The 20,716-nt window shown below is 59.3% G+C and carries 17 protein-coding genes; 14 read left to right on the top strand and 3 right to left on the bottom strand.

The window, feature by feature from the left end:
- Window positions 1–1,374, bottom strand: a complete 1,374-nt coding sequence (gene xseA / locus AC0TOY_RS13810) for an exodeoxyribonuclease VII large subunit (protein ID WP_473721953.1) — start codon at window positions 1,372–1,374, stop codon at window positions 1–3.
- A gap of 159 nt (window positions 1,375–1,533) precedes the next feature.
- Between xseA and guaB the strand changes: the two genes are divergently transcribed.
- Window positions 1,534–3,000: an IMP dehydrogenase gene (guaB, locus tag AC0TOY_RS13805; RefSeq protein WP_008502128.1), complete on the top strand. Its 1,467-nt coding sequence runs from the start codon at window positions 1,534–1,536 to the stop codon at window positions 2,998–3,000.
- Between the two features lie 67 nt (window positions 3,001–3,067).
- Window positions 3,068–4,645, top strand: a complete 1,578-nt coding sequence (gene guaA / locus AC0TOY_RS13800; RefSeq protein WP_045416207.1) for a glutamine-hydrolyzing GMP synthase — start codon at window positions 3,068–3,070, stop codon at window positions 4,643–4,645.
- 146 nt (window positions 4,646–4,791) lie between these two features.
- Here guaA and AC0TOY_RS13795 read toward each other — a convergent pair whose 3' ends face one another.
- Window positions 4,792–5,010, bottom strand: coding sequence for a DUF7661 family protein (locus tag AC0TOY_RS13795; protein ID WP_024908662.1), 219 nt, complete (start codon window positions 5,008–5,010; stop codon window positions 4,792–4,794).
- A 234-nt stretch (window positions 5,011–5,244) separates the two neighbouring features.
- On the opposite strand from AC0TOY_RS13795, the gene AC0TOY_RS13790 reads away from it, so the two are divergent.
- The 4 genes from AC0TOY_RS13790 (at window position 5,245) to AC0TOY_RS13775 (ending at window position 8,131) form a co-directional block, all read left to right on the top strand.
- A complete protein-coding gene (locus AC0TOY_RS13790; protein WP_024908663.1) occupies window positions 5,245–5,730 on the top strand; it encodes a GNAT family N-acetyltransferase in 486 nt (161 codons plus the stop codon).
- Between the two features lie 284 nt (window positions 5,731–6,014).
- The gene (locus AC0TOY_RS13785) at window positions 6,015–6,350 is read left to right on the top strand and encodes a YcgJ family protein (protein ID WP_323138570.1); all 336 of its coding nucleotides are present in this window, start codon (window positions 6,015–6,017) and stop codon (window positions 6,348–6,350) included.
- Between the two features lie 204 nt (window positions 6,351–6,554).
- Window positions 6,555–7,751 carry an NAD(P)/FAD-dependent oxidoreductase gene (locus AC0TOY_RS13780; RefSeq protein ID WP_090420171.1) on the top strand — a complete coding sequence of 399 codons (1,197 nt, stop codon included), beginning with the start codon at window positions 6,555–6,557 and terminating at the stop codon, window positions 7,749–7,751.
- Window positions 7,751–8,131 carry a DUF1641 domain-containing protein gene (locus tag AC0TOY_RS13775; protein WP_061714647.1) on the top strand — a complete coding sequence of 127 codons (381 nt, stop codon included), beginning with the start codon at window positions 7,751–7,753 and terminating at the stop codon, window positions 8,129–8,131. Before AC0TOY_RS13780 ends, AC0TOY_RS13775 begins: the two co-directional genes overlap by 1 nt.
- Before the next feature lie 71 nt (window positions 8,132–8,202).
- Here AC0TOY_RS13775 and AC0TOY_RS13770 read toward each other — a convergent pair whose 3' ends face one another.
- The gene (locus AC0TOY_RS13770; RefSeq protein ID WP_024908667.1) at window positions 8,203–9,036 is read right to left on the bottom strand and encodes a MurR/RpiR family transcriptional regulator; all 834 of its coding nucleotides are present in this window, start codon (window positions 9,034–9,036) and stop codon (window positions 8,203–8,205) included.
- A 292-nt stretch (window positions 9,037–9,328) separates the two neighbouring features.
- On the opposite strand from AC0TOY_RS13770, the gene AC0TOY_RS13765 reads away from it, so the two are divergent.
- From AC0TOY_RS13765 to AC0TOY_RS13730, 8 genes are all read left to right on the top strand, one after another.
- Window positions 9,329–10,834 carry a CoA-acylating methylmalonate-semialdehyde dehydrogenase gene (locus tag AC0TOY_RS13765; protein WP_234084892.1) on the top strand — a complete coding sequence of 502 codons (1,506 nt, stop codon included), beginning with the start codon at window positions 9,329–9,331 and terminating at the stop codon, window positions 10,832–10,834.
- Between the two features lie 11 nt (window positions 10,835–10,845).
- Window positions 10,846–12,771, top strand: a complete 1,926-nt coding sequence (gene iolD, locus AC0TOY_RS13760) for a 3D-(3,5/4)-trihydroxycyclohexane-1,2-dione acylhydrolase (decyclizing) (protein WP_473721952.1) — start codon at window positions 10,846–10,848, stop codon at window positions 12,769–12,771.
- A gap of 301 nt (window positions 12,772–13,072) precedes the next feature.
- The gene (gene iolG, locus AC0TOY_RS13755) at window positions 13,073–14,059 is read left to right on the top strand and encodes an inositol 2-dehydrogenase (protein WP_047652665.1); all 987 of its coding nucleotides are present in this window, start codon (window positions 13,073–13,075) and stop codon (window positions 14,057–14,059) included.
- Window positions 14,060–14,090: 31 nt separating this feature from the next.
- The gene (locus tag AC0TOY_RS13750) at window positions 14,091–15,020 is read left to right on the top strand and encodes a sugar ABC transporter substrate-binding protein (RefSeq protein ID WP_008502118.1); all 930 of its coding nucleotides are present in this window, start codon (window positions 14,091–14,093) and stop codon (window positions 15,018–15,020) included.
- 48 nt (window positions 15,021–15,068) lie between these two features.
- Window positions 15,069–16,616 carry a sugar ABC transporter ATP-binding protein gene (locus AC0TOY_RS13745; RefSeq protein ID WP_024907543.1) on the top strand — a complete coding sequence of 516 codons (1,548 nt, stop codon included), beginning with the start codon at window positions 15,069–15,071 and terminating at the stop codon, window positions 16,614–16,616.
- Between the two features lie 11 nt (window positions 16,617–16,627).
- Window positions 16,628–17,656 carry an ABC transporter permease gene (locus AC0TOY_RS13740; RefSeq protein ID WP_008502116.1) on the top strand — a complete coding sequence of 343 codons (1,029 nt, stop codon included), beginning with the start codon at window positions 16,628–16,630 and terminating at the stop codon, window positions 17,654–17,656.
- A gap of 8 nt (window positions 17,657–17,664) precedes the next feature.
- A complete protein-coding gene (locus AC0TOY_RS13735) occupies window positions 17,665–18,798 on the top strand; it encodes a Gfo/Idh/MocA family protein (RefSeq protein WP_032646810.1) in 1,134 nt (377 codons plus the stop codon).
- 12 nt (window positions 18,799–18,810) lie between these two features.
- Window positions 18,811–20,715 carry a bifunctional 5-dehydro-2-deoxygluconokinase/5-dehydro-2-deoxyphosphogluconate aldolase gene (locus AC0TOY_RS13730; RefSeq protein ID WP_048991301.1) on the top strand — a complete coding sequence of 635 codons (1,905 nt, stop codon included), beginning with the start codon at window positions 18,811–18,813 and terminating at the stop codon, window positions 20,713–20,715.
- Window position 20,716: the final 1 nt, after the last annotated feature.

Below are 20,716 nucleotides of genomic sequence, written 5' to 3'. Positions count from 1 at the left end.
TTATCCGGTTTTACGCTGACGCGTCTTTTTCGCCGGTTTAATTGATTTAACTTCGCTTTCTACCCAGCCGTCTGAAAGACGCGTCGTCAGCACATCGCCGGTATTTACCTGTTTGGTCTGCTTGAGCACTTTGCCGTCCGTCGCCGTCGTCACGCTATAGCCGCGCGCCAGCGTGGAGAGGGGGCTGACCGCTTCAAGGTGGGTCACCGCATTGCCAAAACGTTCGCGGGTGGTGCTCAGTCGGGCGCGGAGAGTCTCTGCCAGACGATACTCCAGCTGCTGGATCCGCGTTTGCACGCGATAAATTCTCGGCTGCGGGTTCTGCTGGTTCAGGCGCTGCGTCACGCGCTGCTGGCGCGATACCGCGCGCTTAAGCTGCGCGTCCACCGCAACGTTCATGCGCTGACGCAGGCGCTCCAGCACGGTCTGCTGACGCGCCAGACGCAGCTGCGGGTGCTGCTGCTGAAGACGATGATGAAGCTGGGTAAAGCGGCGGGTACGGTTGGCAAGGAAGTAGTCCATCGCCATCTCAAGACGCTGCTGGCCGTTCTGAATCTGACGCAGCAGCTCCAGCTGGTTTCGGCTGACCACTTCCGCCGCCGCGGACGGCGTAGGCGCGCGCAGATCCGCGACAAAATCGGCTATCGTTACGTCCGTTTCGTGGCCGACGGCGCTCACCACGGGGATAAGGCTGGCAAAGATTGCCCGCGCCACGCGCTCGTCGTTAAAGCTCCACAGATCTTCCAGCGAGCCACCGCCGCGCCCGACGATGAGCACGTCGCACTCCTGACGGGCGTTTGCCAGCTCAATGGCGCGCACAATCTGGCCCGGCGCATCGTCACCCTGCACGGCGGTCGGGTAAATGATGACGGGCAGGGAAGGATCGCGACGCTTCAGCACGTGCAAAATATCGTGAAGCGCTGCACCGGTTTTCGAAGTAATGACCCCAACACAGTGGGCAGGTGAGGGCAGCGGTTTTTTGAACTGCTGGTCGAACAAACCTTCCTGAGAGAGTTTGGCTTTAAGCTGTTCGTACTTCTGCTGCAGCAGGCCTTCACCCGCAGGCTGCATGCTCTCGACGATAATTTGATAATCACCGCGCGGCTCATACAGGGTGATATTGGCGCGCACCAGAACCTGCTGGCCGTGCTGAGGACGGAACGTCACGCGGCGGTTACTGTTGCGGAACATTGCGCAGCGCACCTGGGCGGTATCGTCTTTTAGCGTAAAGTACCAGTGGCCGGAGGAGGGCTGAGTGAAGTTAGAGATCTCACCGCTGATCCAGACCTGCCCCATTTCCTGCTCAAGCAGCAAACGCACCGTCTGATTCAGGCGGCTGACGGTATAAATTGAGGGGGATTGAGAGGATAACATGTGAGCGGGATCAAATTCTAAATCAGCAAGTTATTCAGTCGATAGTAACCTGCTGAGAGGTGAGCGCAAGCATTTTTTTTAAAAAAGTGTGGATGCAATCGGTTACGCTCTGTATAATGCCACGGCAATATTTAACCACCCAGGTCAGAGATATTGCCCATGCTACGTATCGCTAAAGAAGCACTGACGTTTGACGACGTCCTCCTCGTTCCCGCTCACTCCACCGTTCTGCCGAATACTGCCGATCTCAGCACGCAGTTGACGAAAACCATTCGCCTGAACATTCCTATGCTCTCTGCGGCAATGGACACCGTGACTGAAGCGCGCCTGGCTATTGCCCTGGCACAGGAAGGTGGCATTGGCTTTATTCACAAAAACATGTCTATCGAACGTCAGGCGGAAGAAGTTCGCCGCGTGAAGAAACATGAATCCGGTATCGTGTCCGATCCTCAGACCGTTCTGCCAACCACCACCCTGCACGAAGTGAAGGCCCTGACCGAGCGTAACGGCTTCGCCGGTTACCCGGTGGTGACCGAAGAGAACGAGCTGGTCGGTATCATCACCGGTCGTGACGTGCGTTTCGTGACTGACCTGAACCAGCCTGTCAGCGTGTACATGACGCCAAAAGAGCGTCTGGTCACCGTTCGCGAAGGTGAAACCCGCGACGTGGTGCTGGCAAAAATGCACGAAAAACGCGTTGAAAAAGCGCTGGTTGTTGACAGCAACTTCCACCTGCGCGGCATGATCACCGTTAAAGATTTCCAGAAAGCAGAACGTAAACCGAACGCCTGTAAAGACGAGCATGGCCGTCTGCGCGTCGGTGCTGCGGTTGGCGCAGGTGCCGGTAACGAAGAGCGCGTTGACGCGCTGGTTGCTGCGGGCGTTGACGTCCTGCTGATTGACTCCTCTCACGGCCACTCCGAAGGCGTTCTGCAACGTATTCGTGATACCCGTGCCAAATACCCGGACCTGCAGATCATCGGCGGTAACGTGGCCACTGGCGCAGGCGCTCGCGCGCTGGCTGACGCCGGCTGCAGCGCGGTGAAAGTGGGTATCGGCCCAGGCTCTATCTGTACCACGCGTATCGTGACCGGCGTGGGCGTTCCACAGATCACCGCCGTGTCTGACGCGGTTGAAGCGCTGGAAGGCACAGGTATTCCGGTTATCGCTGACGGCGGTATCCGCTTCTCTGGCGACATCGCTAAAGCCATCGCCGCTGGCGCAGCTGCCGTGATGGTAGGCTCCATGCTGGCCGGTACCGAAGAATCCCCGGGTGAAATCGAACTCTACCAGGGCCGTTCTTACAAATCCTACCGCGGCATGGGCTCCCTGGGCGCGATGTCCAAAGGTTCATCTGACCGTTACTTCCAGACCGATAACGCCGCTGACAAACTGGTACCGGAAGGTATCGAAGGTCGCGTTGCCTATAAAGGCCGTCTGAAAGAGATCATTCACCAGCAGATGGGCGGCCTGCGCTCCTGTATGGGTCTGACCGGCTGTGGTACCATTGACCTGCTGCGTACTAAAGCGGAATTCGTACGCATCAGCGGTGCGGGTATCCAGGAGAGCCACGTTCACGACGTGACGATCACCAAAGAGTCCCCGAACTACCGTCTGGGCTCCTGATAAGTTTCCGCGCCCGGCTTCTGCCGGGCGCTCTGTTTTTGTTTCACTTGCCTCGGAATTAGCGTCAATGACGGAAAACATTCATAAACATCGCATTCTCATCCTGGACTTCGGTTCTCAGTACACTCAGCTGGTGGCGCGTCGCGTACGTGAACTGGGCGTTTACTGTGAGCTGTGGGCGTGGGATGTCACGGAAGCACAGATTCGCGAATTCAATCCAAGCGGCATCATCCTGTCCGGCGGCCCGGAAAGCACCACCGAAGAGAACAGCCCGCGCGCGCCGCAGTACGTATTCGAAGCTGGCGTGCCGGTATTCGGCGTCTGCTACGGCATGCAGACAATGGCCATGCAGCTGGGCGGCCACGTAGAAGGCTCTAACGAGCGCGAGTTCGGCTATGCGCAGGTAGAAGTGGTTAACGACAGCGCGCTGGTGCGCGGTATCGAAGACTCCCTGACCGCAGACGGCAAACCGCTGCTGGACGTGTGGATGAGCCACGGCGATAAAGTCACCGCCATCCCGTCTGACTTCGTCACCGTTGCCAGCACCGAGAGCTGCCCGTTTGCCATCATGGCGAACGAAGAAAAACGCTTCTACGGCGTGCAGTTCCACCCGGAAGTAACCCACACCCGTCAGGGTATGCGCATGCTGGAGCGCTTCGTGCGCGACATCTGCCAGTGTGAAGCCCTGTGGACCCCGGCAAAAATTATCGACGACGCCGTTGAGCGTATCCGCCAGCAGGTTGGCGATGACAAAGTGATCCTCGGTCTCTCCGGCGGCGTGGACTCCTCCGTGACCGCGATGCTGCTGCACCGCGCCATCGGCAAAAACCTGACCTGCGTCTTCGTGGACAACGGCCTGCTGCGCCTGAACGAAGCCCAGCAGGTTATGGACATGTTCGGCGACCACTTTGGTCTGAACATCGTTCACGTGGAAGGCGAGCAGCGCTTCCTGGACGCGCTGAAAGGCGAGAACGATCCGGAAGCGAAACGTAAGATCATCGGCCGCGTGTTCGTGGAAGTGTTCGACGAAGAAGCGCTGAAGCTGGACGACGTGAAGTGGCTGGCGCAGGGGACCATCTACCCTGACGTGATTGAATCTGCCGCATCCGCTACCGGTAAAGCACACGTCATCAAATCTCACCACAACGTGGGCGGCCTGCCGAAAGAGATGAAGATGGGTCTGGTTGAACCGCTGCGCGAGCTGTTCAAAGACGAAGTGCGTAAGATCGGTCTGGAACTGGGCCTGCCGTACGACATGCTCTACCGTCACCCGTTCCCGGGCCCAGGTCTGGGCGTGCGCGTGCTGGGTGAAGTGAAGAAAGAGTACTGCGACCTGCTGCGTCGCGCGGACGCGATCTTCATCGAAGAGCTGCACAAAGCTGACCTGTACAACAAGGTAAGCCAGGCGTTCACCGTGTTCCTGCCGGTTCGCTCCGTCGGCGTGATGGGCGATGGCCGTAAGTACGACTGGGTTGTTTCCCTGCGTGCGGTGGAAACCATCGACTTCATGACCGCGCACTGGGCGCACCTGCCGTATGACTTCTTAGGCCGCGTGTCTAACCGCATCATCAACGAAGTGAACGGTATTTCCCGCGTGGTGTATGACATCAGTGGTAAGCCACCGGCTACGATTGAGTGGGAATGATTTCCTAACAGGAAATGTCTGGTACTAACAGGTTCTAAATTATCTCTAAGCCCGCGGATTGCGGGCTTTTTTTTGGGCGGTGGCTGACAACACCATCTCAGGTGAGTGCCTGGAGCGGGCGCAACGTAATGCTATCCATTCAATCCTTATTCGATGCGTACCACATTTGGATGACGATCGGTTGCGGCTTCATGGAAAATGTCACCCAGCCAGTCGGCAATCTCGCCTTCAGTCATATCGTCTGGAATAGCGATGTCATAGAGTCGAGAAAACTTTCTCTCCGTCAGGTCAGCACGAAATACCAGCCACCGATCATGCTTACGTTGAACGCCAATATGCCGTCCAAAAACGTTATATATCAGCATATGCAATCTCCGATCATGCTAGTGAGTTCCTGTAGTTAAGATACCTACGTTAGATCAGGCCAGAGAGTAAATCGTACAAACATGAAAGGTCAGCGTCGCTCCTCGCTAAAAATGCTTTAATCAACTATGGAACAACTGCGTTATTTTAACAATTTGCGATAGAAACTTTATAGATATAGCTTTATTTCTTTTATATTAATTTTAAATTGATATATTTTGCTTAAGGAGGCATGCGTGAACATTACCATCTGCAAACCACACGAATATCCTGATTTAGTTGATATTTTTCTCGAGATGGAAAACTACTATAATCAGGAGCTTTGCTTGTCCAGGAATGACATGACCGCATATCTGAGGGATAAGGTCTTTGCCGTCGACTCTAATACCGAAGTTCACAAAGTGGTTTTTGATGGAGTAATAGCTGCGTTTTCATGTGTATCAGTGATGTACCCTTCACCACGTTTCAGCGGGCAAATGTTTATCAAAGAGCTTTTTGTTTCTGCACCTTTCAGAAGGACTGGAGTTGGTAGAAAGCTGATGAGTTTTATAGCCTGTCGAGCACAAGAGCGGGGGTGTTTACAACTCGATTGGTTATCTGTTGCAGCAGACCCATTGGCGCAGAAGTTTTATGAGTCTCTCGGTGCTCAAGTTATCAAGAGTGTTAACTATCATCGGGTTTTTGGCACCAAAATAGATGAGCTTGCCCGTAGTGCCGGCTGAAGTACTGTGGGAAAGACATGCACTGTTGATAAAAATAGCATAACTGTAGATCCGCTCCTTGCTCACACTGGACCTAACCAGGATAGGGCCCTTACAATTGCCTCCGAGCCGAACTTTCGACAACTGTTAGGTCAACAAAAAGCCATACGGGGCATTTCCTGCTGAAACTCAGAACCCTCCAGGGTTTTTCACCCTCATGATGGTTCCACCGCGCCCGGCGTAAAGCCGACACTCATTAACCAACGGAGATTATCATCTTGAACAAATCAATACTCGCATGCTCTGTGGCCGCACTGCTGGCCGTGTCCGCCATGTCCGCCCAGGCCAGGACCCCCGCCAGGCTCAAGTCGCCAGTATCGGGCGTGCTCTGCGACCGATATGTATGCGCCAATGACAAGGGATTATCCCGCGCGTTGACAGAGACGTATCTCGGTAAGAAGGCTGCTGCAAACGAGGTGTTCACGTCGAGCAATGTCGATCTGACCGAATTCACCTTTGCCAACGGTATTTTCTGCGATGTGAAGGAGCGACTGTGCCGTGAAGATCGCTATTATGGCGCGAACGGACAGCGCTCCGGTGCGGTATCTAAAAAGTACACAAAGCTGCTCTTTGGCGAATAATGGTAATGAAAAGAGACTGCGTTATAGGGATATAAATTATATTTTGCAGTATATTTTATAAATAATAATGTGGTTATCAAAATTAAATTTCTCGTGAAAGGTTATGTTGCGGAATATTACTCTATTACTACCCTTTAGCTGAGCGTAACAGTGAAGCGGTCTGGTTACGTGAATTCCCATTCACTACCATGAGCGAATAAAGGAATGAAAAACCGCATAATGATTGTCGGCGGCGGCACGGGAGGAACAATTGTCGCCAACCTTCTGACCAGGAAATTACGACGTGAAATTGCTGCCGGTCAGGTAGAGCTGGTACTGATTTCCGAATCACCGGTGCACTACTACAAACCCGCTTTTATGTACGTCGCCTTTAACCTCTTCCATCACCATGAACTGGCCCGGCCTGAACGGCAATTACTGAGTCCGGAAATTCAATTTATTACCGACAGGATTGAATCTTTCGATTTTAAGCAGCGGCGACTGTACGGTGCCAGTAAACGATATTACGACTGGGACCTGCTGGTTATCGCAACGGGCTGCACGCCTTTCCCCCAAAAAATCCCTGGCCTTGCCGACGCGGGCGACCATTTTTATCAATATGCGGCGGCAAGACAGCTAGCGCATAAGCTCGCCACCATCAAAAAGGGGCGAATATTTATTACCGTCTCTTTCCCGGAAACGCCGAATGTTCCCCACCAGTGCGGCATTGCCCCTATTGAAACCACGCTGATGGTTGACGACTATCTGCGCCAGCGTGGGGTGCGTAATCAGGTTGAGATTGTTTATACCTATCCGACCGTCGCGCAGTTGCTGCGAAACTGTCTGTTCCTGCAGCGTCCGGTGGGGGAGGCGCTGGGCGATATTTTTGCCGCCAAAGGAATACAGCATCAGCGCGGTTTTACCCTAAGCCATGTCGATCCTGACAGCAAAATTGCCTATTCCGCCGAGGGCGATTCACAGAACTTCGACATCCTGATGGCAACGCCTCCCATCAGGGCGGTCGACGCGGTGCGTGATACGGGACTGAGTGAGGTTCAGAACGGTGAAGGCTGGTTGCCGACGGATCACCAGACGCTCGGCGTCTACGGCTTAGAAGGCGTGTATGTGATCGGCGATACCGTTGACCTCCCGATCAGTAAAGCGGGAGGGTCGTGCCACAACCAGGCGCCCATCATTGCTGACAACATTGTGGCGGAGCTGTACGGCAGACCGCCCGGAAGCGGTAACCATTATGATGGACGGGTTCAGGCCGTCGCGCAGATGGGGCTCTGGGCCGGCATGCCGTTGGTATATGACTATCGCAATGACGTGACCCCCACGCCGGCGACTAAACTCGGCGGCATGCTGCGAAACGGTTTTAACCGTGGACTGTATTGGGGCGTCGTGAGGGGGATGTTCTGATGAGTGACCAGGAACAGTTACTAAAAAGCCTTGCCCCGCTTATGGCGGGCAATCGCCTGAATAATCTCGTTGATCTGCTTGCCGTCGTCGCAGACCTGCTGGAAATGGCCGATAGCGCGATGGTCGAAAAACTGGCTGGCGTTTTTGAAGATGTCGTGACCGTCGGCTGGGAAGGGGGAACCGCGCTACGCATGGCGTGGGGAGAGCAAATTAACCGGGAAGGGGATATCTCGCTTCGGCAGGTGTTCACCATGCTTAACGATCCTGATACCCGCCGCGGCATTATGCTTTTACTGCGGGTGTTACAGATTACGGGGCAACGTCTGAATTCCCTCTCTTCCGTCAGTTATTCTGATTGCCCCGAGATAAGGAGCCGTTAATGTCTGGCTGATGCTCTTCAGGTGGTCGGGTATCGGCTATGCCTTACCCGGCCCACCAAACTGCATTGGGGCTATTTCTCCCCGCTCCCCAGTCGATATGCCAGCGCCACCACCAGCGACTGCACCAGGCACAGCGTCGCCGACTGAGACCGAAACGCGTCCACCTGCGCCTCTTTCACCACAAAGCAGAGATCGCTGAACGTCGCCAGGGGGCTTATCTGGCTGTCCGTAATCACGATCTGCCGCGCGCCGACGCTGGCGGCGGTTTCGCTGACCATCACCGTCTCTTCCGCGTACGGCGAGAAGCTGATCGACACCACGATGTCGCGCGCCTTAATGCGGCTGATCTGCTCGCGCAGCATGCCGCCCATCCCGTCGAGTAGGATAGGGCGACACTCCAGGTGGCTCAGGGCGTAGGTCAGATACGCGGCAACGCTAAAGGAGCGACGCAGTCCGGCGATGTAGATGGTGTCGGCATCGGCCAGCAGCTGTACCGCGCGCTCCAGCATCTCCGGCTCGGCGCGGGCGGCCAGCTGCTGTAGCGCCTGCGCGTTTGAACGGGCGAACTCCTGCAGGATATCGAGCGGCGTTTCCGGCACGGCCTCGCTCTCCATCTCGCGGAACAGTCGGGCGCGGTCGCTGTAGCTGGCGGTCTCCTCCACCAGGTTCATGCGAAACAGCTGTTTCATTTCGTTGAAGCCGGTGAAGTCAAAGGCGTTGGCAAAGCGGATCAGCGTCGAGGGCGGCACGTCGGCGCGCTCGGCAATGACGGCAACCGTATCAAAGGCCACGCTGTTGGTGTTATCCAGCACGTAGCGGGAGACCTGCTGCAGCCTCTTGCTCAGGCTATCGTAGCGATCGCGGATTTGCTGCTGCAGTTCGTTCAGGCTGGTTGCTGTCGTCATCTTATCCCCCAAGTACAGTCTTATGATTCTAAACGCAAAACCGCGTCTTTTAAATGTCGGCCATCCATCTGGCAGCAAAAATGAAACAGAAGCTTCAGTCATTTCCTCGCCCGAAATTCCTTAATAGCGCACGCGGCGTCAGTGGTGCTGGCTGTTAACATAAAAATCCATCCTTGATCACAATAATCATCATTTATTTTATTTCAACTTAAAATGGAATATTTGTTTCATATATAGTGTTCAGTACACGGTGTTCAGGTCACAGTCACGTATCAACAGCGAGAGGTTAAGGATGGAGACGGTAGCGAATTTTATTCACGGCGAATGTGTCACCGGTTCAGGCCAGCGCGTTCAGGCGATCTTCAACCCGGCCACCGGCGAGCAGATCCGGCAGGTGGTGATGAGTACGGCGCAGGAAACGGAGCAGGCGATTGCCGCCGCGCAGCAGGCGTTTCCTGCGTGGGCGCGTCATGCTCCGCTTAAGCGCGCGCGCGTGATGTTCCGCTTCAAGGCGCTGCTGGAAGAGAACATGGATCGCCTGGCCCGCCTCATCAGCGAAGAGCACGGCAAGGTCTTCTCCGACGCGGTGGGCGAACTGACCCGCGGCCTGGAAGTGGTGGAGTTTGCCTGTGGTATTCCGCATCTGCAAAAGGGCGAACACTCGGCGAACGTCGGTACCGGCGTTGACAGCCACTCGCTGATGCAGCCGCTCGGGGTCTGCGCCGGGATCACGCCGTTTAACTTCCCGGCGATGGTGCCGATGTGGATGTTCCCGATTGCGCTGGCGACCGGGAACACCTTCGTGCTGAAGCCGTCGGAAAAAGACCCTTCTCTGGCGCTCGCGCTGGCGCAGCTGCTGAAAGAGGCCGGCCTGCCGGACGGCGTCTTCAACGTGGTGCAGGGCGATAAAGAGTCCGTTGACGTGCTCCTGACCGACCCGCGCGTGCAGGCGGTGAGCTTTGTCGGCTCCACGCCGATTGCGGAATACATTTACCAGACCGCCTCCGCCCACGGTAAACGCTGTCAGGCGCTGGGCGGGGCGAAAAACCACTGCATCCTGATGCCGGATGCCGACATGGAGATGGCGACCAACGCCATCATGGGCGCGGCCTACGGCGCGGCGGGGGAACGCTGCATGGCGCTCTCGGTGGTGCTGGCGGTGGGGGATAACACCGCCGATGACCTCTGCGCCCGGCTGGAAAAACAGATTGCCGCGCTGCGCGTCGGACCGGGGCTCGACCAGACGCCGGAAAACGAAATGGGGCCGCTCATCTCCTCCGCACACCGCAGCAAGGTGCTGGGCTACATCGACAGCGGGGAAGCGCAGGGAGCGAAACTGCGCGTGGACGGTCGCGGCTTCAGCGTGAAGGGCCACGAGCAGGGCTACTTCGTCGGGCCGACGCTGTTCGATAACGTCACCCCGGAGATGACCATCTATAAAGAAGAAATTTTCGGCCCGGTGCTTTCTGTGGTGCGCGTAGCAGATTACGCCAGCGCGGTGGACCTGATTAACCGCCATGAATATGGTAATGGCTCGGCAATCTTCACCCGTGACGGCGGCTGCGCGCGTCGCTTCTGCGAAGAGGTGCAGGCGGGCATGGTGGGGGTCAACGTGCCAATCCCGGTGCCGATGGCATTCCACAGTTTCGGCGGCTGGAAGCGCTCTATCTTCGGGGCGCTCAACGTCCACGGCAACGACGGCGTGCGTTTCTACACCCGAATGAAAACCATCACCGCGCGCTGGCCGGAAATGCAGCAGGAGACAGGCGCTGCGTTCTCCATGCCGACGCTGGGCTGACAGGAGGCGTTATGCAAACCGAACGTATGACCATGGCCCAGGCGCTGGTCCGGTTCCTTAATCAACAGTACGTTAGCGTGGACGGCAACGAAACGCCCTTCGTGGAGGGCGTCGCCACCATCTTTGGGCACGGCAACGTGCTGGGTATCGGCCAGGCGCTGGAGCAGGACCCCGGTCATCTGCAGGTGATGCAGGGCTGCAACGAGCAGGGCATTGCCCATATGGCGACGGGATTCGCCAAACAGCACCGTCGTCAGCGCATCTTTGCCGTCACCTCCTCCGTCGGGCCGGGCGCCGCCAATATGGTCACGGCGGCGGCAACCGCCACGGCGAACCGCATCCCGCTGCTGCTGCTCCCGGGCGATATTTACGCCAGCCGCCAGCCGGACCCGGTGCTGCAGCAGATCGAGCAGTATCACGACCTCAGCGTCAGCACCAACGACTGCTTCCGTCCGGTCTCCCGCTACTGGGACCGCATTAACCGTCCCGAGCAGCTCATGAGCGCGATGCTCAGCGCGATGCGAACGCTTACTGACCCGGCAGATACCGGTGCGGTAACGATTTGCCTGCCGCAGGACGTGCAGGGGGAAGCGTGGGATTACCCGCTGAGCTTCTTCGCGCGTCGCGTGCACCACATCGAGCGTCGTCCGCCCGATCCGCAGCGTCTGGCGCAGGCGCGGGCGCTGATCGCCCGCAAGCGGCGTCCGCTGGTGGTATGCGGCGGCGGCGTGCGCTATTCCGGCGCGCATGAGGCGTTTCGCGGCTTTGTCGAGACGCTGCGGCTGCCGTTTGCCGAAACCCAGGCCGGAAAGGGGGCGCTGGTGAGTGACCACCCACTTAACCTCGGTGGCGTAGGGGTGACGGGCGGGATGGCGGCCAACCAGCTCGCGCCGCAGGCTGACCTGGTGATTGGTATCGGCACGCGCCTGACCGACTTTACCACCGGCTCCAAGGCGCTCTTTTCCCATCCGGACGTCGAATTTCTGCTGCTGAACGTGGCCGAGTTTGACGCCCTGAAGCTGGACGCCACGGCGCTGATTGCCGATGCCCAAACCGGGCTCCAGGCATTGACCCACGCGCTCGGTGATTACCGCAGCGGCTGGGGAGAGGCGATCGCTGAGGCGAAATCCGCCTGGCGCGACGAGTGCCGTCGCCTGTGGGATCGCCAGTGGCGTCCGGACGACGCGCCCGAAGTGGCGGGGCATCTGGACGCGCAGCTGGCGGAGTACGGCGAGACGCTCAACACCCGTCTGACCCAGACGCGGGTGCTGGGGCTAATCAACCAGCATATTGAAGATAACGCCATCGTGGTGGGCGCGGCCGGTTCGCTGCCGGGCGATTTACAGCGCCTCTGGCAGGTCAAAACGCCGGACAGCTATCACCTGGAGTACGGCTACTCCTGCATGGGCTACGAGATTGCGGCAGCCATCGGCGCGAAGCTTGCCCGACCCGAGCAGCCGGTTTATGCCATGGTGGGGGATGGCTCCTACATGATGCTGCACTCCGAGCTGCAAACCGCTGTGCAGGAGGGGATAAAGATCACCGTTCTGCTGTTTGATAACGCCAGCTTCGGCTGCATTAACAACCTGCAGATGGGGCACGGCATGGGCAGCTTTGGCACGGAAAACCGCCATCGCAACCCGGAAACCGGACGGCTTGACGGGCCGCTGGTGAAGGTCGATTTTGCGCAAAACGCGGAGAGCTACGGCTGCCGCGCCTGGCGGGTGCACGACGAGCAAACCCTGCTGGCGGCGCTAGAAGCGTCACGCGCCCATCCGGGCCCGACGCTGCTGGACATCAAGGTGCTGCCGAAGACCATGACCCACGACTACGCCTCCTGGTGGCGAACCGGTGATGCGCAGGTGGCGGAATCGTCTGCCGTGCGTGAAGCCGCGGAGCAAACGCAGGCGCAGGTGAAAAAAGCCCGTCAGTATTAAGATTTTCCGTCGTAACGAAATTTTCATTTCATTTTCCCCTCACCCTAACCCTCTCCCCAAAGGGGAGAGGGGATGGTGTGGTGCACTCTTTTCTCCCTCGCCCCTTTGGGGAGAGGGCCGGGGTGAGGGGCGCTGCTGTATGTCCTCCCGTGTTGTGAGATTGATAACAAAATTTATCTCATTCATCTCAAAAGTGTTAACCCACACTCAAAAACATAATTTTCACTATTTATAAAAATGAAATAAATGTTTTATTTATAGGGTCGTTAGTTCACAGCATTCACCAACACCGGGAGCCGTTATGTTTAACATTGCTTTACTGGGCGCTGGCCGAATTGGCCAGGTACATGCAGCTAACATCGCCAGCCACGGCGCGACCACGCTCTGGTCCGTGGTTGACCCGAATCAGGAATTTGCCACCCGTCTCGCCACGCAGTATCAGGCCCGCCAGCAGAGCCTGGAGGAGGCGATGACCGACCCTAACGTTCACGCCGTGCTGATCGCCTCCGCGACCGATACCCACGCGGACCTGATTGAAATGGCCGCCCGCCACGGCAAGGCCATCTTCTGTGAAAAGCCGGTACACCTCGACCTTGCCCGCGTGCGCGACTGCCTGAAGGTGGTCAAAGAGTACGACGTGCCGCTGTTTATCGGCTTTAACCGCCGCTTTGACCCGCAGTTCCGCCGCGTGAAAACCGACGCGCAGGCCGGGCGCATCGGCAAGCCGGAATCGCTGCTGATCATCTCCCGCGACCCGTCTCCGCCGCCTGCGGAGTACGTGCGCGTTTCCGGCGGCATGTTCCGCGATATGACCATTCACGACTTTGACATGGCCCGCTTCATCATGGGCGAAGAGCCGGTGTCGGTGTATGCCCAGGGCAGCAACCTGGTCGATCCGGCGATTGGCGAGGCGGGGGACATCGATACCGCGTTTATCGTTCTGAAATACGCTTCCGGCGCGATGGCGACCATCGTTAACAGCCGCCGTTCATCTTACGGCTACGACCAGCGCCTGGAGCTGCACGGCTCCGAAGGGCTGCTGTGCGCGGGCAACATTCTGGAAAACCAGGTGCAGCACTACGGCAAACAGGGCTGCACCAGCGCGCTGCCGGAACACTTCTTCCTGCAGCGCTACAAATCCGCTTACGCCGCGGAATGGGAACACTTTGTTGCGGTCCTGCGCGGCGAAGCGGTACCTGACTGCAGCGGCGATGATGGTGAACGTGCGCTGTACCTTGCGGATAAAGCGCTGGAGTCACTGCGCAGCCAGCGCGAGATCGTCCTCTAAACACAACAACCCTACACAGAGAGACATAATAATGAAAAAACTGATCGTAGCCGCCCTCATCGCCATGACGTCCGGGGCCGCCCTCGCCGAAAACGAGCAAATTGTTTTCAGTACGCCAAACCTGGCCATGCCGTTTGAAGTTCACATGCAGCGCACGGCGGTGAAAGCCGCAAAAGAGATGGGCGTGAAGCTTCAGGTGCTGGACGGGCAGGGCAGCTCGCCGAAGCAGGTGGCTGACCTGGAAAACGCCATCACCCGCGGGGCGCAGGGCTTTATCGTCTCCCCGAACGACGTGAACGCGGTCTCCAGCGCGGTGGATGAAATTCAGGATGCGAAGCTGCCGGTCGTCACTCTTGACCGCTCCGTCGACAGCCAGAAAAAAGTGCCGCACTTCGGCGCCAACAACTACAAAGGCGGCCAGGCGATTGGCGACTTCGTCAAAACCAAATTCCCCGACGGGGCGGAGATCATTCTGCTGACCGGCCAGCCGGGCTCCTCCTCCAACATCGAACGCACCAAAGGGATCCGCGACAGCCTGAAGGCGGGCGGGGATAAGTACAAGATCGTCGCCGATCAGACCGGCAACTGGATGCGTTCTGAAGGGATGCGCATCGTGGAAAGCGTGCTGCCCTCGCTGCCGAAACGCCCGCAGGTAATCCTCTCCGCCAACGACGACATGGCGCTGGGGGCGATTGAAGCGCTGCAGAGCCAGGGCGTGAAGCCGGGCGAAATTCTGGTCACCGGCTTTGATGCGGTGCCGGAAGCGCTTGCCCGCGTGCGCGACGGCTGGCTGGCGGTGACGGCGGACCAGCGTCCGGGCTTTGCGGTGCAGACGGCGATGAGCCAGCTGGTGGCCAACGTGCGCGAGAAGAAAGCCATCACCGGTGCCGACTACCCGCCGACTCTGATCACCAAAGAGAACCTGCAGCAGGCTGAGCGTATCGGTGAGGCCGGTAACTAATATGTCCCGAGCCGCCTCTGGCGGCTCATCATGAGGAGGAGCAGACTGATGTCGCAACCCTTACTGAAAGTGACCGACCTGGCAAAAAGCTTTTCCGGCGTCTGGGCGTTAAGCAGCGCCCAGCTGACCGTCGGTGCGGGCGAGATCCACGCCCTGCTGGGGGAAAACGGGGCGGGTAAATCCACGCTGCTGAAGGCGCTCGCGGGGGCGCAGCCGCAAACCCGCGGGGATATCTGGTTCAACGGCGAAACGCTGCCGGTGGACGACTCCCCGGTGGAACGGCAGAACAAGGGCATTATTACCATCTATCAGGAATTCAACCTGCTGCCCAACATGACCGTCGCGGAAAACATGTTTCTCGGGCGCGAGCCGCGTAAACGTAACCTGATCGTCGACGAAAAGGCGGTCAATCAGGAGGCGCAGGTCATTCTCGACTATCTGCAGTTGAACGTTGCACCGACCACCCCGGTCGCCCGCCTGAGCGTTGCCCAGCAGCAGATGGTGGAGATCGCCCGGGCGCTGACCCTCAACGCCAGGCTCATCATTATGGACGAACCTTCCGCCGCGCTGAGCGACAGCGAGGTGGAAAGCCTGCACCGCGTGGTGCGCGAGCTCAAAAACCGCGGCGTGAGCATTATTTACGTTACCCACCGTCTGCACGAAGTTTTCCAGCTCTGCGATCGCTTCACCGTTTTCCAGGACGGCCGTTTCACCGGCACCGGCGCGGTGGCGGAGACCAACGTCGAACAGCTCATCCGCCTGATGGTCGGACGCGACGTGGCCTTTAACCGTCGTCCCGCCAGCGAAACGCATCATGAGGACAAACCCGTCCGCCTGGCGGTGAAGGGGCTGAGCCGCGAAAAGCCGCCGCTGGATCCGCACGGCATCGCCCTGCACGACATCAGCTTCCACGTTCACGCCGGGGAGGTCTTAGGCATTGCCGGACTGGTGGGCGCCGGGCGCACCGAAGTGGCGCGCTGCCTGTTTGGCGCGGACGCGTTTACCGCCGGGAGCTTTGAGCTGGACGGCGTACCGTACCAGCCGCGCGACCCGCTCTATGCCCTCGACCAGGGTGTGGCGCTGGTACCGGAAGACCGCAAAAAAGAGGGGGCGGTGCTGGGACTGTCGATTCGCGACAACCTGTCGCTCTCCTGCCTCTCCTCGCTGCTGCAGTGGCGCTGGTTCGTGAACACCCGCAAAGAGGACGATCTGATCGAGTCCTACCGCAAAGCGCTGCAGATCAAAATGGTCAACAGCGCGCAGGAGGTGCGCAAGCTCTCCGGCGGTAACCAGCAAAAGGTGATCCTCGCGCGCTGCATGGCGCTCAACCCGCGGGTGCTGATCGTCGATGAGCCGACGCGCGGCATCGACGTGGGGACCAAATCGGAAGTGCACCAGGTGCTGTTTGACATGGCGAAAAAGGGCGTGGCGGTGATCGTGATCTCCTCCGATCTGCCTGAAGTGATGGCGGTGTCAGACCGGATCATCACCCTCAGCGAAGGCCGGGTGACCGGCGAGATCCACGGTGACGACGCTAACGAAGAACGGCTGATGACGATGATGGCCATCAACCACAACGCCCTGAACGCGGCATAACGGAGTTTCTCATGACGCAGATGATTTCTAAAACGCAGGCCCCGGTCAAACGCGCCGGACGCATCGATCCCATCGCCTTCTTCGAGCGCTTCGGGGTGCTGATTTTCATGATCCTGCTGCTGATCTTCTTCCAGTCGCAGAACAGCAACTTTTTCTCTGAACGCAATATTTTCAACATTCTGACCGAAGTTTCCATCTACGGGATCATGGCCGTGGGGATGACCTTTGTCATCCTGACCGCCGGGATTGACCTCTCCGTGGGCTCCATTCTGGCGGTCTGCGCCATGACCGCGGCGTACGTGATTAAGGGCGACAACTTCACCACCGTCGATCCGAACGCCTGGGGCGGCATGAGCTGGCTGATTGGGCTGGGGATTTGCCTGGCGATGGGCACGGCGATTGGCTTCCTGCACGGCCTGGGCGTCACCCGCCTGCGCCTGCCACCCTTCATCGTGACCCTCGGCGGGATGACCATCTGGCGCGGCCTGACGCTGGTGATCAACGACGGCGCGCCGATCGCCGGTTTCGATCAGGGCTACCGCTGGTGGGGGCGCGGGGAGCTGCTCGGCATCTCCATTCCGATCTGGATCTTCGCCATCGTCGCCCTCGGCGGCTATCTGGCGCTGCATAAAACCCGCTGGGGCCGCTTCGTCTACGCCATCGGCGGTAACCCGGAGGCAGCGCGCCTGGCGGGGGTGAACGTCAAGCGCGTGCTGGTTAGCGTCTACGTGCTGATTGGCTGCCTGGCGGGGCTGGCGGGCTTCATTCTGAGCGCGCGTCTGGGGAGCGCCGAGGCGGTGGCCGGGATCTCCTTTGAACTGCGCGTCATTGCCTCGGTGGTGATTGGCGGCACCTCGCTGATGGGCGGCTACGGGCGCATCGGCGGCACCATTATCGGCTCCATCATCATGGGGATTCTGATTAACGGCCTGGTGCTGATGAACGTCTCGGCCTACTACCAGCAGATTATCACCGGATTAATTATCGTTCTGGCGGTGGCGTTTGATACCTACGCCAAGAGCCGTCGCGGCGCACTGTGAGGATCACGATGAAAGAGGTTCGTATTGGATTGATTGGTACCGGGTATATCGGCAAGGCGCACGCTATCGCCTATGCCCAGGCCCCGACGGTGTTCAACCTGCGCGGCAGGCTGGTGCGCGAGATGGTGGCGGAAGTCACGCCGGAGCTGGCGGCAGCGCGTGCGCAGGCGTTTGGCTTCAACCGCTCCACCGGCGACTGGCGGGCGCTGGTGGCCGACCCGGCGATTGACGTGGTGGATATTTGCTCACCCAACCATCTGCATAAGGAGATGGCGCTGGAGGCGATCCGCCACGGCAAGCACGTCTACTCGGAGAAGCCGCTGGCGCTTAACGCCCACGACGCCCGCGAGATGGTCGACGCCGCGAAGCGGGCCGGGGTGAAAACGCTGGTGGGCTTCAACTACATGAAAAACCCGACGGCGCAGCTGGCGAAGGAGATTATCGCCCGCGGCGAGATTGGCGAGGTGATCCACTTCTACGGCACCCACAACGAAGACTATATGGCCGACCCGCGCTCGCCCATTCACTGGCACTGCTTTAAAGAGACCGCCGGGCTGGGGGCGCTGGGCGACCTCGCGGCGCATATCGTCAATATGGCCCAGTACCTGGTCGGGGAGATTGAGCAGGTCTGCGGCGACCTGAAGATCGTGGTCCCGGAGCGCCCGGCGAAGGCCGGCTCGTCGGACATGGTTGCCGTCGAAAACGAGGATCAGGCCCACGCGATGGTGCGCTTCGCGGGCGGGGCGCAGGGCGTGATTGAAACCTCCCGCGTTGCCTGCGGCCGCAAGATGGGGCTGTCGTACGTCATTACCGGCACGAAAGGCGCCATCAGCTTCACCCAGGAGCGCATGGCGGAGCTGAAGCTCTATCTGCATGACGATCCGGTAAACCGTCAGGGGTTCCGCACCTTACTCGTCGGCCCGGCGCACCCCGACTACGCCGCGTTCTGCATGGGCGCAGGCCACGGGATTGGCTTTAACGATCAAAAAACGGTGGAGGTGCGCGACCTGGTGGACGGGATTGCCGCCGACGCGCCGATGTGGCCGGACTTCGAAGAGGGCTGGAAGGTGTCGCGCGTGCTGGACGCGATTGCGCTCTCGCACCGGGAAGGCCGCTGGCTGAACGTGAACGACATTGTCTGATGAGGTATCAACGTGGAAAAGCAGTTTGATGTGATATGCATGGGCCGCGTGGCGGTAGACCTCTACAGCCAGCAGATTGGTGCCCGTCTGGAGGACGCGTCGAGCTTCGCCAAATATCTCGGCGGGTCGTCGGGCAACGTGGCGTACGGCACCGCGCGTCAGGGTTTACGTTCGTCGATGCTGGCGCGCGTCGGCGATGAACATATGGGCCGCTTCCTGCGCGAAGAGCTCAACCAGGTGGGCTGCGATACCAGCCATCTGATCACCGATAAAGACCGCCTCACGGCGCTGGTGCTACTCGGCATTAAAGACCGGGACACCTTTCCTCTTATTTTTTATCGCGATAACTGCGCGGATATGGCCATTACCGCCAGCGATGTGGACGAAAGCTACATTGCCTCCGCACGTTGTCTTGCCATCACCGGGACTCACCTTTCTCATCCTCAGACCCGCGAGGCGGTGCTGACGGCGCTGGGCTATGCTCGCCGTCACGGCGTGCGCACGGTGCTGGACATCGACTACCGTCCGGTGCTGTGGGGGCTGACCTCCTTAGGCGACGGTGAAACGCGCTTTATCGCCGCCGATAAGGTCACCCGCGAGCTGCAGGAGGTGCTGCACCTCTTCGACGTCATTGTCGGCACCGAAGAGGAGTTTCACATTGCGGGCGGCAGCACGGAGACCCTGCAGGCGCTGGGGCAGGTGCGCTCAGTCAGTGAAGCTACGCTGGTCTGCAAACGCGGTGCGCTCGGCTGCTCGGTCTACACCGACGCCATTCCGCCCCGGCTGGACGACGGCCTGACGGTGACCGGCGTGCGCGTGGAGGTGCTGAACGTCCTCGGGGCGGGGGACGCGTTTATGTCCGGCCTGCTGCGCGGCTACCTGAACGACGAGGGCTGGGAGCAGGCGTGCCGCTACGCCAACGCCTGCGGCGCGCTGGTGGTCTCGCGCCACGGCTGCGCCCCGGCCATGCCGAGCAAAATCGAGCTGGATGACTATCTCTCCCGCGCTGCGAACGTGCCGCGCCCGGATCTCGACCCGCGTCTTAACCACCTCCACCGGGTGACCACCCGCCGCCGCGAGTGGCCGGAGCTGTGCGTGATGGCCTTCGACCACCGCAGCCAGCTTGAGGATATGGCGCTGCAGTGCGGCGCGTCGCTTAAGCGCATTCCGGCGCTGAAGCAGCTGATCCTGCAGGCCAGCCGCGAGGCGGCGAGCCGTGCCGGGCTGGAGGGTAAAGCCGGTCTGCTGTGCGACGGCACCTTTGGTCAGGACGCGCTGAACGCGATCACCGGGGAAGGGTGGTGGATTGGCCGCCCCATCGAGCTGCCGGGCTCGCGTCCGCTGGAGATGGAGCACGGCAACATCGGCACCCAGCTCATCAGCTGGCCGCAGGAGCATGTGGTGAAGTGCCTGGTCTTTTTCCATCCGGAAGACGCCCACGGCCTGCGCCTGGAGCAGGAGCAGAAAATTGCCGAGGTGTATCACGCCTGCTGCCAGTCCGGGCACGAGCTGCTGCTGGAGGTGATCCTGCCCGCAAGCATGCCGCGCAGCGACGAGCTCTACCTGCGCGCCATCTCCCGCTTTTACAACCTCGGCATTTACCCGGACTGGTGGAAGCTACCGCCGCTCTCCGCCGACGGCTGGACGGCGCTGAGCGAGATTATCGAACGCCGGGACCCGCACTGCCGCGGGGTGGTGATCCTCGGTCTGGACGCCCCGGCGGAACAGCTGCGCGCCGACTTTAAAGCGGCAGCGGGGCAGACGCTGGTGAAAGGCTTCGCCGTGGGGCGCACGCTGTTTGGCGATGCCTCTCGCGCGTGGCTGAAGCACGATATTGACGATGCGCAGCTGGTGGCGCGCATCCGGGACAACTACCTGCAGCTTATCGCCTGGTGGCGCGAGCGCGGACACGCATAAT

Source organism: Enterobacter sp. PL_is379 (assembly GCF_055817355.1).
Note: the sequence above shows the minus strand (reverse complement) of the source record. Positions and strands in the feature narration are given on the sequence as shown.

What these genes read in the sequence shown, in the direction of transcription:
- xseA (WP_473721953.1), bottom strand. Translation starts at nt 1,374, where the DNA reads ATGTTATCCTCTCAATCCCCCTCAATTTATACCGTCAGCCGCCTGAAT.
- guaB (WP_008502128.1), top strand. Translation starts at nt 1,534, where the DNA reads ATGCTACGTATCGCTAAAGAAGCACTGACGTTTGACGACGTCCTCCTC.
- guaA (WP_045416207.1), top strand. Translation starts at nt 3,068, where the DNA reads ATGACGGAAAACATTCATAAACATCGCATTCTCATCCTGGACTTCGGT.
- AC0TOY_RS13795 (WP_024908662.1), bottom strand. Translation starts at nt 5,010, where the DNA reads ATGCTGATATATAACGTTTTTGGACGGCATATTGGCGTTCAACGTAAG.
- AC0TOY_RS13780 (WP_090420171.1), top strand. Translation starts at nt 6,555, where the DNA reads ATGAAAAACCGCATAATGATTGTCGGCGGCGGCACGGGAGGAACAATT.
- AC0TOY_RS13775 (WP_061714647.1), top strand. Translation starts at nt 7,751, where the DNA reads ATGAGTGACCAGGAACAGTTACTAAAAAGCCTTGCCCCGCTTATGGCG.
- AC0TOY_RS13770 (WP_024908667.1), bottom strand. Translation starts at nt 9,036, where the DNA reads ATGACGACAGCAACCAGCCTGAACGAACTGCAGCAGCAAATCCGCGAT.
- AC0TOY_RS13765 (WP_234084892.1), top strand. Translation starts at nt 9,329, where the DNA reads ATGGAGACGGTAGCGAATTTTATTCACGGCGAATGTGTCACCGGTTCA.
- iolD (WP_473721952.1), top strand. Translation starts at nt 10,846, where the DNA reads ATGCAAACCGAACGTATGACCATGGCCCAGGCGCTGGTCCGGTTCCTT.
- iolG (WP_047652665.1), top strand. Translation starts at nt 13,073, where the DNA reads ATGTTTAACATTGCTTTACTGGGCGCTGGCCGAATTGGCCAGGTACAT.
- AC0TOY_RS13750 (WP_008502118.1), top strand. Translation starts at nt 14,091, where the DNA reads ATGAAAAAACTGATCGTAGCCGCCCTCATCGCCATGACGTCCGGGGCC.
- AC0TOY_RS13745 (WP_024907543.1), top strand. Translation starts at nt 15,069, where the DNA reads ATGTCGCAACCCTTACTGAAAGTGACCGACCTGGCAAAAAGCTTTTCC.
- AC0TOY_RS13740 (WP_008502116.1), top strand. Translation starts at nt 16,628, where the DNA reads ATGACGCAGATGATTTCTAAAACGCAGGCCCCGGTCAAACGCGCCGGA.
- AC0TOY_RS13735 (WP_032646810.1), top strand. Translation starts at nt 17,665, where the DNA reads ATGAAAGAGGTTCGTATTGGATTGATTGGTACCGGGTATATCGGCAAG.